Raw genomic sequence first — 12380 nt, forward strand, 5'->3', positions numbered from 1 at the left:
TTGTGTGATTACTTGCATCTTAACGGAGGACTTTTTTTGTGTAAATAGGTCAAAAGAAAACCCACAGGAATGCTCCTACGGAACAGAACGCGGTGTAGACACTGTAGCGGCGCTTTTTCCGCGAAAGGGGCTGAGGTCGTTCTTGTGGGTGCGAGGGATTCTCCTGTAGCGGATAAATTGCTGCGTTCGTTTTCCATAAACAATTGACTGTGTTTTTCTCCGGTTCGTTTTTACCTTTACTTTTTACGCAAACCCATCACTTGATCTTCATCTGGTGTAACAAAAACGGTTGTTTGCTTGTCATAGGTTACATACCCAGGCTTTGCACCATTTGGTTTTTTCACATAACGAATACGCGTATAGTCTACTGGAACGGACGACGACATTCGTGCTTTACTGAAAAAGGCGGCGACTGTTGCTGCTTCTTGGATCGTTTCTTCGTCAGGCTCAAGCGAGCGAATGACTACGTGAGACCCTGGAATGTCTTTTGTATGGAGCCACATTTCATCTTGTCTTGCTAATCGGTTTGTTAAGTACTCATTTTGAGTATTGTTTTTACCGACTAAAAATTCAATACCAGTTGTTGACTGATAATGCTCCAGCTGAGGCTTCACGTCTTTTTTCTTCTTGTGTGGTTTTTTCGACTGCTTTTTCTTAATGTAGCCTTCTTCCATGAGTTCTTCGCGAATTTCCTCTAAATCCTTTGGAGATGCACTTTCCATTTGCTGCAATAATCCATCAAGGTAATCCATTTCTTTTTCCGTCAAACTCATTTGTTCTTGCACTGCTTGTATTGAATTTTTGGCCTTATTATATCGCTTAAAGTAGGCTTGGGCATTGTCAGAGGGATTTTTTAACGGATCAAGCTCAATCGTGACCGTTTTGCCTTCCTCGTCATAATAGTCAATGACTTCTGCACTTATATCACCTTTTTTAATTTGATAGATATTAGCCGTTACAAGCTCACCATACTTCTGATAGATCGCTGCTTGGTCAGCATCTGTTAACGTTTTACGCAGTTTTTTTAGTTTGCGTTTATTCTTTTGCCATTCATTTCGTAAGAACCGTTCCAGGTCAAAGGCTTGCTGTCTTACACGATCTCGCTCAGCTTTTCCATAAAAATAACGGTCAAGCATTTGGCTAATAGTAGGGTAGGATAATCGTCTTCCTTCAATATGTGTTAAGGGTACAAGGTAGAAATATTCTTTCTTATCCGTTAACACCATTTCAGGCTGATATGCATGATCTTTAATCGGTTGAATCACTTCTATAAAAGCCTTCGGTAAGCTTTCTCTGTTTACCATTCCTGCCTGGGATACAATCTCTTCAGCGAGCAAGGGAGATAATCCCGCAAACTGCTGGACAAGCTGAGATGAAATTTTTCCAGCGTTAAAGTCGACTTGCTTTAGTACATCTTCTTCGTTTGCATCTACGGGACTGACTTTAAATTGTTCAGGTGGGCGTTTATAAACCCCACCCGGTCCAACGGTACGATAACTGCTCTGGTCGAGCCTTACATGTTTGATGCTATCGATAATGATGTTGGTTTTTGGGTCTATGAGAATGATGTTACTATGACGACCCATAATTTCAATAATCAAACGTCGATCCTTTTCATCACCAAGCTCATCTCGATTCGTTACGTCAAGATGAATAATTCGGTCCATTTGATCTTGTTTAATATCCTTAATCACTCCACCTTCTAAATGCTTGCGTAACAGCATACAAAACATAGGTGGAACAGAAGGGTTGTCGTATTTTTCTTCAGTCAAATGCGCTCTTGCAAAGCTTGCATTGGCTGAAAGTAATAAGGAATGGTTTTTTCCATTTGCTCGAATGGTAAAAATTAATTCCGTTTTAAATGGTTGATAAATTTTTGATATACGGCCATTGGCCAATTGACTTGCACATTCATGAATGACAGCTCTTGTCATAAGACCATCAAAGGACATCGAATCACCTCTTAAAAAAACTCACTTCAACGAGTATAGCATGTTTTTCACCTTGACTGAATAAGATGGCTTGTATAAGAGACTGCTTGGCTTACTTAGTCAGGCTGTAGGTGAGGTGTCTAGATGAATTGGTATCGTGAAGAAGAAGAAGATGTCGTCAGTAAAACCGGCTCGAATGTAGAGGTTGGAATCACAAACAAAGAAGCAAAAAAGCGTTTAAATCAAGTGGGACCAAACAAGCTAGACGAAGGAAAAAAAACACCAGCGATTCTTGTATTTCTTGCCCAATTTAAAGACTTTATGGTGTTGGTGCTGCTTGCAGCTACGTTAATTTCAGGTTTAATTGGGGAAGTCATTGATGCTATTACAATTATGTGTATCGTTTTGCTTAACGGAATACTTGGCTATGTTCAAGAACGTAAGGCTGAGAAATCACTAGATGCACTAAAAGAACTTTCAGCCCCACAAATGACGGTCAAACGTGATGGTGAATGGGTGAAAGTTCCATCTGCTGACGTGGTTCCAGGTGATGTTGTCAGAATTGAAAGTGGGGACCGGATTGGTGCAGATATTCGTCTCCTTCAAACGAATGAACTTCGGGTGGACGAGGCGTCGCTTACTGGCGAATCTGTTCCCGTTCACAAAAAAAGTCAAAGTCTCCAATCTGAAGACATGGAAATTGGAGATCAAGAAAATATGTTGTTTATGGGAACGATGGTCACCCAGGGCAACGGACAAGGCATTGTTGTTGGAACAGGGATGAAAACAGAGATGGGGAAAATTGCTCATCTGCTCCAAACAACGGAAACATTGGTTACACCACTTCAACTGCGTCTAGAGCAGCTTGGAAAGATGCTCATTGCTGTGGCACTTCTTTTAACGGCTTTAGTAGTGGTTATTGGTTTATTACAAGGACATGAGTTAAATACAATGTTTTTAAGCGGCGTTTCCCTTGCTGTAGCGGCTATTCCAGAAGGTCTTCCAGCGATTGTAACGGTTGCCCTTGCACTCGGTGTACAACGAATGATCAAACGAAAAGGGATTGTCCGTAAATTACCTGCCGTTGAAACATTAGGCTGTGCCTCTGTTATTTGCTCGGACAAAACTGGTACATTAACTCAAAACAAAATGACCGTGACGAAGCTGTGGAGCGGTGGACGCTACTGGGATGTGACCGGAACAGGCTATGAGCCAAGCGGACAATTTCTAGAAAACGGGAAAAATGTTCTCCCTGAACAAAACCGAGAGCTTGCACAATTACTTAGCTTCGGTTTACTTGCAAGCCATGCAGAGATTGTTGAACGTAAAGACGAAAAACGATTTAAGAAGGCACATACTGAATATGTTCTTGATGGTGATCCAACCGAAGGAGCCCTTGTCGTAGCCGCTAAGAAAGCCGGTTACAGTCGAGAAGGTCTTACGAAACAGTATCAAGTGATTCATGAATTTCCGTTTGATTCAACGAGGAAAATGATGAGTGTCATCGTTCGAGATCGTTCAGGTAAACGAATCCTGATTACTAAAGGGGCACCGGACGTGATTTCAGCTCGAACAAGCCTGATTTTAAAAAGAGACCGAAGTGAACGAATGAGCGCACAAGGCAAACAAGAACTAGAGGAAGCTGTCGCAACAATGGCCGGGGAGGCACTTAGAACCATTGCGATTGCCTTCCGTGTGCTTGATCCACATGAAATGATACAAACAGCTGATCAAACAGAAAAAGAATTAACGTTTATTGGGATACAAGCGATGATTGATCCTCCTCGTCCGGAGGTAAAGGACTCCATTGCTGAATGTCGTGAAGCAGGAATTCGAACAGTTATGATTACGGGAGATCACAAAATCACTGCATCTGCCATTGCTAGACAGCTTAATATCCTTCCAAATGGAGGACTTGTGGTGGATGGTCAGACTCTTTCAAAAATGTCAGATGAAGAACTAGTCGAGCAAATTGATCGAATCTTTGTGTTTGCGAGAGTGTCACCACAACATAAGCTGCGTATTGTACAAGCGCTTCAGGCGAATGGACATATTGTGGCGATGACAGGTGATGGAGTAAATGACGCGCCTGCAATTAAAGCGGCAAACATAGGGATTGCAATGGGTATTACCGGAACGGATGTGGCAAAGGAAGCATCTTCACTCATTTTAAGTGATGATAACTTTGCGACGATAAAAGATGCGATTAAAGAAGGACGGAATATTTACGAGAATATAAGAAAGTTTATCCGTTACATGATGGCTTCAAATGTTGGAGAAATTCTCGTGATGCTTTTTGCGATGATTCTTGGATTACCGCTTCCGCTTGCTGCAATCCAAATCCTTTGGGTGAACCTTGTTACAGATGGTCTCCCTGCGATGGCACTTGGAATGGATCAGGCTGAAGGAGATGTGATGAAGCGTAAGCCGAGAAGCCAGAATGAAGGAGTATTTGCTAGAGGACTCACATGGAAAATTATTAGTCGAGGTTTTATGATAGGTTTAGTCACGCTTGCTGCTTTCTGGTTTGTATACCAGGAGCACGACGCAGACTTAACGCGTGCTCAGACCGTAGCCTTCTTAACTCTTGTCATGGCACAATTAATCCATGTATTTGATTGCCGCAGTGAATACTCGGTCTATCACCGAAATCCGTTTGAAAATAAATACCTAGTTGTAGCGGTCCTCATTTCAACGCTACTAATGCTCGCTGTTATCTACATCCCGTCCCTACAACCAGTGTTCCATACCGTGCCAATTTCACTCAGAGAATGGTTACTAGTCCTCGGCCTCGCCGCAATCCCAACTGTTGTCCTTGGAGGCTTCCAATTAATGAAACGTGCGAAGTAGATTGTAAATATCTTAGCAAAAGTTTCAATCAAAAAGAACATAAGACTGGTGACCTTAATATAGGGTCATCAGTTTTTTTTTTGTTGAATCCTAAATAGCGGAAATGGAAACGTAGACTCCTGTGGATACAGTGCGCGGTGAAGACACTGTAGTGGCGTTCTTCCACGGAAGGGGCTGAGGCCGTACCCACGGAAAGCGAAGTTTCCATTGTAGCGGCAGATATGCTCAAAACTTTACTATTAGTATTTTTTAGTTCAAAGTTAAAGTAGACTTGTTGTTAAGCGCGGTTTCCGTTAGAATAGAAGGGATGCGATCTCGTTACATAAATGTTTACTTATCCATTGTACAACGTATAAGTAGAAAGTGTTCGTATAATATAAGGAATTATTTGGTTATAATAATGAGAAAAAGAGCAAACGGAGAGACTAGATGGATCAAGTAGACAGGGGGATGCCACTTTGAGTATTCAATTAATTAATATAGGATTTGGCAACATTGTTTCAGCGAACCGGATTATCTCTATTGTGAGCCCGGAATCTGCACCAATAAAACGAATTATACAAGATGCGCGAGACCGTAACATGTTGATTGATGCAACCTATGGTCGTAGAACAAGAGCGGTGATTGTAGCGGACAGTGATCATGTGATCTTAAGCGCTGTTCAGCCGGAAACAGTCGCACAGAGGCTAACGGTTAAAGATGAAAATTCTGAGGATTCGTAAGCTAACAGTTTAAAATGGAGGTACGGTTCACATGAAAAAAGAGAAAGGCCTACTGATTGTGTTATCAGGCCCCGCGGGAGTAGGAAAAGGCACGGTATGTGGAGCATTAAGACAAGAGGAGACAGACATTCAGTATTCTGTTTCAGCCACTACTCGTAACCCGAGAGCTGGTGAAGTAGATGGAGTGAACTATTTCTTCAAGAGCCATGACGAGTTTAAAACAATGATTGCTGAGGATAAACTGCTAGAATGGGCAGAATATGTAGGCAACTTTTATGGAACTCCAGTTGATTATGTACGCGAAACATTAGATAAAGGGCAGGACATTATTCTAGAAATTGAAGTACAAGGCGCCATGAAAGTTAGGGAAAGCTTCCCAGAAGGTGTGTTCATTTTCTTAATGCCTCCGAGTCTTGCTGAGCTAAGAAATCGTATTGTTGGACGCGGAACAGAAACAGCTGAAGTCATTGATCAACGGATGACGGTTGCAAAAGAAGAGATTGATTTAATGAAGATGTACGATTACGTGGTTGAAAACGATGCGGTTGAGCATGCGGTTAGTCGAATTAAGTCAATAGTCACGGCTGAACATTGCAAACGTGTACGCTTAATTGAAAAATACAAAGAACTTGTGGAGGTTGAATAAATGTTATATCCATCAATTGATTCGCTTATGGAGAAATTAGATTCAAAGTATACGTTAGTAACGGTTTCATCAAGACGCGCACGTGAAATTAGTGAGGATGCTCGTCGTGGTCCATTAGTAGATAAGCCAAAATCATATAAGTCAGTAGGCATGGCACTTGAAGAAATCGTTTCAGACAAGCTGACGTTTGAACGTCTACAACCGGAAGACACTGTTGAATAAAAGACCAAACAACCTATTTTTGCGAAAATAGGTTGTTTTCTTATATGATGGAGGAACTATAGAAGAAAGAGGCGGGGAACATGTTAGAGGGCAAAAAAATCGTGCTTGGTGTAACAGGTGGTATTGCATCGTATAAGGCCTGTGACCTAACAAGCAAATTAGTACAAGCAGGTGCAGAGGTTAAAGTGATGATGACTAAGTCAGCGCAAGAATTCGTCCAACCTCTTACATTTCAAGCGTTATCAAGAAACCCTGTTTATACGAATACATTTACCGAACCGAATCCAGAGAAAATTGCGCATATTGATATCGCAGACTGGGCCGATCTGTGTGTTATAGCACCAGCTACTGCAAATGTTTTGGCGAAACTTGCACATGGACTTGCAGATGATATGGTCACAACAACAATGCTTGCTACTACAGCTCCAGTTTTTATCGCACCAGCCATGAATATTAATATGTATAATCATCCTGCTGTTCAAAGCAACATGGAGAAGCTTCAAGACTTTGGCTACCATTTTCTTGATTCAACGGCGGGCTATTTAGCATGTGGATGGGTTGGCAAAGGCAGAATGGCAGAACCGCTTGATATTGTCCAAGCACTGCGCGCGTATTTTACAGAAAAAGATTCGTTTTGGTCTGGTAAAAAGGTATTAATTACGGCTGGACCTACGCAGGAACAGCTTGACCCGGTCCGATATTTCACCAACTATTCTTCTGGAAAGATGGGTTATGCGATAGCGGAAACCGCTGTAGAAAAAGGGGCTGATGTTACCTTAGTCTCCGGCCCAACTTCTCTTGAACCACCTGTTGGAGTAAAGTTGATCAAGGTTCAATCGGCAGAGGAGATGCTTCAAGCAACAACAGAAGTGTTTAAGACGGCTGATGTGACAATCAAATCAGCAGCTGTAGCAGATTATACTCCCTCCATTACTTACGCCCAAAAGCATAAAAAAAAGGACGATCAGTGGGTCGTTGAACTTGAACCAACAACGGATATCCTAAAAACACTCGGTTCAACAAAATCAGCGGATCAATTATTAATTGGGTTTGCAGCAGAATCAGAGAACATCGAGCATTATGCGAAAGCAAAATTAGCCAAAAAGAATCTTGATCTTATTGTCGCCAATGATATATCCGCCAAAGGCGCTGGCTTTGATGGAGATACAAATATTATTTCAATCTATGATCGCTTGGGTGGAGAACAATCCTACCCCCTTGCAAGTAAAAAAGAAATGGCGCAGCATATTTTATTGGCGATTAAAGATTTTGCGAAGGAGCCTTATAACGAATGATTGCACGAACGATTGTCGATGTACCTGCTGCGCAAACAGATCGGTTATTTGACTATCTGATTCCATCTCACCTTGAGGACATCATTCAACCAGGCATGCGTGTTGTCGTTCCATTTGGTCCACGTCAAATTCAAGGATTTGTATTGGATGTCACCCAGACGAGTGATGTTAGTAAGCTCAAATCAGTCGAAGAAGTACTTGATCCAGTACCTGTTCTAACGGACGAGTTACTTAAGCTAGGCAAGTGGCTTGCAGAGAAGACGATTTGTTTTCAGATCAGTGCGTTTCAAGCGATGCTACCAGCCGCATTAAAAACAGCAGTTATAAAGGAGATTCATTTAAAAACAGATGTGACCGCTCTTCATCCGATGCTACAAACGCTTTTTAATGAGAAGTCATGTGTGCTCTGGAAAGAGGCAGTTGAAGGTCTAGGTGGACAGCTTGGGACCCTTCGTAAAGCGATGGAGTCGGGTCAGCTTGCTGTTCACTATGTTGTAAAAGAAAAAGGAAAGAAAAAAACAGAGAAATGGGTGAAGCTTCATCCTGAGGGTGATGACACACTGGTAAAACCAACAGCCCACAAGCAACAGGAATTGATTCGCTACCTATCAGAACGAAACGAACCAATCAAATCACAGGAGCTTCTTCAACTCACTCAGTCAACAAGAGCGGTCCTTAAAACACTAATTGACAAAGGGCTGATAGAAGAATGGGATAAGGAAGCGTATCGAGATCCTTTTCAAGGGATAGACGTTCCCTCTTCGCCTCCATTACCTCTAACAGATGAACAACAGCAAGCATTCTCATCAATCAAGAAATCGATTCATGAGGAAAAAAGCGAAACCTTTTTAGTCCATGGTGTAACAGGCAGTGGGAAAACGGAAATCTATCTGCAATCTATTGATCTTGTCTTAAAGCAAGGCAAAGAAGCAATTATGCTTGTCCCAGAGATTTCGTTAACTCCGCAAATTGTATCGAGATTTAAGTCTCGTTTCGGTGATCAAGTGGCAGTCCTGCACTCTGGTCTATCCGTTGGTGAAAAATACGATGAGTGGCGGAAAATTCACCGAAGTGAAGTAAAGGTTGTTGTTGGAGCGCGTTCAGCGGTTTTCGCTCCTTTTAAACATCTTGGTTTAATTATCATGGATGAAGAGCATGAGATGAGTTACAAGCAAGAGGATATGCCAAGGTACCATACGAAGGAAGTAGCGATCGAGAGAAGTCGGTATCATGGGTGTCCAGTTATTCTTGGTAGTGCTACTCCCTCGCTTGAGACGTTTGCACGGGCACAAAAAGGAGTGTACACACTTCTTTCTCTACACCATCGAGTAAACAACCGTCCAATGCCTACAGTTGATATTGTTGACATGAGAGAAGAATTGCGTGCTGGCAATCGTTCGATGTTTTCAGTGGCCTTGATGGAAGCATTAAAGAAACGCTTAGAACGAGGAGAACAAAGTGTATTATTTTTAAATAGACGAGGGTATTCCACATTTGTAATGTGTCGAGACTGTGGGTATGTGCCGCAGTGTGAGCATTGCGATATCTCGTTAACATACCATCGGAGTAATCATTCGTTAAAATGCCATTATTGTGGGCATGAAGAAGCGATGCCTGTTAAGTGTCCTGAATGTCTTAGTGAACACATCCGCTTTTTTGGCTCGGGTACTCAAAAGGTAGAAGAAGAACTGACACGCGTTCTGCCGGAAGCTCGTGTGATTCGAATGGATGTCGATACAACGAGAACGAAAGGCTCCCACCAACAGCTACTTGATGCATTTGGAAAAGGAGAAGCAGATATTCTCCTTGGTACACAAATGATTGCGAAGGGGCTCGATTTTCCGAACATTACCTTAGTTGGTGTGTTAGCTGCAGATACGATGCTTCACATCCCTGACTTTCGTTCGGCGGAGAGAACCTTTCAATTGATGGAGCAGGTGAGTGGACGCGCAGGTAGACATGAGAGGCCCGGAGAAGTATTGCTTCAATCATATACTCCGGATCATTACAGCATTCAACTCGTGAAAACACATGATTTCCAAACCTTTTATCAAACCGAGATGGCCCAGCGAAGGGTAGGGGAATACCCACCGTACCGCTTTATGGCACTTGTTACGATCTCAGATCCAGACTTACCAAATGTCATTGAGAAATCTCAAAAGATTACAGATTTTCTCAAGAGAACGTTGAGTCAAGAGACGGTGATTCTAGGCCCAGTAGTGTCTCCGATCGCCCGGATAAAAGATAGATATCGCTATCAATGCATGATAAAATACAAAAATGAACCTAAGCTGATCGAAGCATTGCAACAAATTTTGCAACACTATATGCGCGATACAACACAAGGTCAACTACAAATTAGTTTAGATATGCATCCTTACTTTTTTATGTAGGGTGAAAGGCAGTGTGAGAAACGTTATGAATATCGTATTTATGGGAACGCCAGACTTTGCGGTGCCTGTTCTTCAGACACTTCATTCCACATATCCAGTTAAAGCTGTTGTGACTCAGCCGGATCGTCCTGTGGGGCGCAAAAAAACATTAACACCTCCACCGGTGAAAGTGAAAGCGGAAGAGTTAGGATTACCGGTACTTCAACCTGAAAAAATTAAAAACGAGTGGCAGATAGTGGCTGAGCTTGAACCCGATTTAATTGTTACTGCGGCATTCGGTCAAATTTTGCCACAAGAGCTTTTAGATGTACCAAAGTATCAATGCTTAAATGTTCACGCATCACTTCTTCCTAAATACCGCGGAGGAGCACCAATTCATCAAGCCATTATTGATGGTGAGAAGGAAACAGGCATCACGATAATGTACATGGCTCAAAAGCTTGATGCTGGAGATATCTTAAGTCAAGAATCTGTGGTCATCGAAGACGATGATAATGTTGGAACACTCCATGATAAGCTTAGCGAAATTGGAGCACCACTTTTAATCCGTACGATTAAACAATTATTGAATAACGAAATCACCCCAATTAAACAAGATGATGAAAAAGCAACATTCGCAAGGAATATCTCACGTGAAATGGAAAAGCTTGATTGGTCTAAGAGTGCTAAAGACCTGTACAACCAAATTCGTGGGCTGTGCCCTTGGCCTGTGGCTTACACAACACTTGATGGTCAGAATTTAAAAGTATGGAAAGCAGAACTCGTAGAGCAAGAGTCAACCGAAAGCGAGTCGGGTGTCATTGTTAAGCTAAATGACGAAGGCTTATATATTTCAACTGGAGATCAACGAATCATTAAAATTACAGAATTACAGTCAGCCGGTAAAAAACGAATGGATGCAGCAGCGTTCTATCGCGGTGTCGGTCAAAAAGTGGCTCTTGGAACAAAGGTAGGAGAATAAGATGGGAAAAACAGTTCGTGAATCTGCATTAGATGTATTACTTAAAATTGAAAAAAACCAAGCATATAGTCATCTACTTTTAAATGAAACAAGAAAGAAAGCAGGATTGGATCGCCGTGATTCTGCGTTATTAACTGAGATCGTATACGGGACCATTCAGCGAAAGCTAACGCTAGATTACTATTTAAAACCATTAATAAAAAAAGATTTAGCAAAACTAGATACATGGGTTTTGGTACTTCTTCGTTTATCGATCTATCAAATGGTTTACTTAGATCGTGTACCGGAGCGTGCAGTTGTTCATGAAGCCGTAACAATTGCGAAAAGTTTAGGGCATAAAGGCATTAGCGGGATGGTGAATGGTGTTCTGCGAAGCTTTCAGCGAACGGAACGTCCATCATTTGATGCAATTAAAGATCCAATTGAGCGTTTATCAATTGAAACAAGCCATCCAAGCTGGTTACTTAAACGTTGGATTGATCAGTATGGACTAGAAGCAACAGAAGCGATGTGTATGGAAAACCTTACCCCTGCTCCTGTTACGATGAGAATCAACGCGGTGAAAACGACAAGAGATGCACTACTTAATCAACTTGAAGAAGAAGGAATAGAGGCTAAACCTGCAGAACTTACTGAGGACGGGATTATCATTGTAAAGGGGGCTGTATTTGAATCTCCTGCTTACCTAAGTGGACTGATGACAGCTCAAGATGAAAGCTCCATGCTGGTGGCACGAGCTCTTGCTCCAAAGGAAGGGATGAACGTACTAGATACGTGTGCAGCTCCTGGGGGGAAAACAACTCATTTAGCAGAACGAATGAACAATCAGGGCCATGTGTTGGCACTTGATCTCCATCCACAAAAGGTGAAGCTTATTAAGCAACAAGCAGGTCGTTTAGAGCTGTCGATTATTGAAGCACAAGCGCTTGATGCGAGAAAGCTCGTAGACCATACTGAGCGTTACGACCGAGTACTCGTAGATGCGCCGTGTACTGGATTTGGTGTGTTAAAACGAAAGCCTGATATTAAGTGGGCAAAATCTGAAAAAGACGTTCAACAGATTGCGACCATTCAAAAAGATATCTTGCAAGCAGCTAGTACGTGTGTAAATGTCGGGGGTCTTCTCGTATATAGCACGTGTACAGTGGATAAGGATGAAAATGAAGGAACAGTACAAGCATTCTTGACGGAAAACCCGCAATTTTCATTGGATTCTAGCTTGAAAGATCGATTGCCAAAGGCGCTTGATTCAGAGAGGTTTACGGATGGGATGGTCACTGTTCTTCCTCAGGATCATCATTCAGATGGATTTTTTATTACGGCCTTAAAAAGAAATGCATAAAGAAATAAGTAAGCTCAT

General features: G+C 42.1%; 9 protein-coding genes. 8 read left to right on the top strand and 1 reads right to left on the bottom strand.

The window, feature by feature from the left end:
- Nucleotides 1–236 precede the first annotated feature (236 nt).
- Nucleotides 237–1952: an Rqc2 family fibronectin-binding protein gene (locus ACQKKO_RS19435; protein WP_498650131.1), complete on the bottom strand. Its 1716-nt coding sequence runs from the start codon at nt 1950–1952 to the stop codon at nt 237–239.
- 123 nt (nt 1953–2075) lie between these two features.
- On the opposite strand from ACQKKO_RS19435, the gene ACQKKO_RS19440 reads away from it, so the two are divergent.
- From ACQKKO_RS19440 to rsmB, 8 genes are all read left to right on the top strand, one after another.
- On the top strand, nt 2076–4781 hold the full coding sequence (locus ACQKKO_RS19440) for a calcium-translocating P-type ATPase, SERCA-type (protein ID WP_498650133.1): 2706 nt from the start codon (nt 2076–2078) through the stop codon (nt 4779–4781).
- Between the two features lie 458 nt (nt 4782–5239).
- Nucleotides 5240–5503: an extracellular matrix/biofilm regulator RemA gene (gene remA / locus ACQKKO_RS19445; protein ID WP_203087297.1), complete on the top strand. Its 264-nt coding sequence runs from the start codon at nt 5240–5242 to the stop codon at nt 5501–5503.
- 31 nt (nt 5504–5534) lie between these two features.
- Nucleotides 5535–6149: a guanylate kinase gene (gene gmk / locus ACQKKO_RS19450; protein WP_498650135.1), complete on the top strand. Its 615-nt coding sequence runs from the start codon at nt 5535–5537 to the stop codon at nt 6147–6149.
- Nucleotides 6150–6371, top strand: coding sequence for a DNA-directed RNA polymerase subunit omega (rpoZ, locus tag ACQKKO_RS19455; protein ID WP_203087295.1), 222 nt, complete (start codon nt 6150–6152; stop codon nt 6369–6371). It abuts the gene before it with no gap.
- 80 nt (nt 6372–6451) lie between these two features.
- A complete protein-coding gene (gene coaBC / locus ACQKKO_RS19460; protein ID WP_498650137.1) occupies nt 6452–7666 on the top strand; it encodes a bifunctional phosphopantothenoylcysteine decarboxylase/phosphopantothenate--cysteine ligase CoaBC in 1215 nt (404 codons plus the stop codon).
- Nucleotides 7663–10059 (top strand): primosomal protein N', encoded by a 2397-nt coding sequence (gene priA / locus ACQKKO_RS19465; RefSeq protein ID WP_498650139.1) that lies wholly within the window; start codon nt 7663–7665, stop codon nt 10057–10059. Before coaBC ends, priA begins: the two co-directional genes overlap by 4 nt.
- 25 nt (nt 10060–10084) lie before the next feature.
- Nucleotides 10085–11020: a methionyl-tRNA formyltransferase gene (gene fmt / locus ACQKKO_RS19470; RefSeq protein WP_498650141.1), complete on the top strand. Its 936-nt coding sequence runs from the start codon at nt 10085–10087 to the stop codon at nt 11018–11020.
- A 1-nt stretch (nt 11021) separates the two neighbouring features.
- Nucleotides 11022–12362 (top strand): 16S rRNA (cytosine(967)-C(5))-methyltransferase RsmB, encoded by a 1341-nt coding sequence (gene rsmB, locus ACQKKO_RS19475; RefSeq protein ID WP_498650143.1) that lies wholly within the window; start codon nt 11022–11024, stop codon nt 12360–12362.
- Nucleotides 12363–12380 lie beyond the last annotated feature (18 nt).

Source organism: Alkalihalobacillus sp. NPDC127517 (assembly GCF_050276055.1).
Lineage (GTDB): Bacteria > Bacillota > Bacilli > Bacillales > Bacillaceae_D > Alkalicoccobacillus.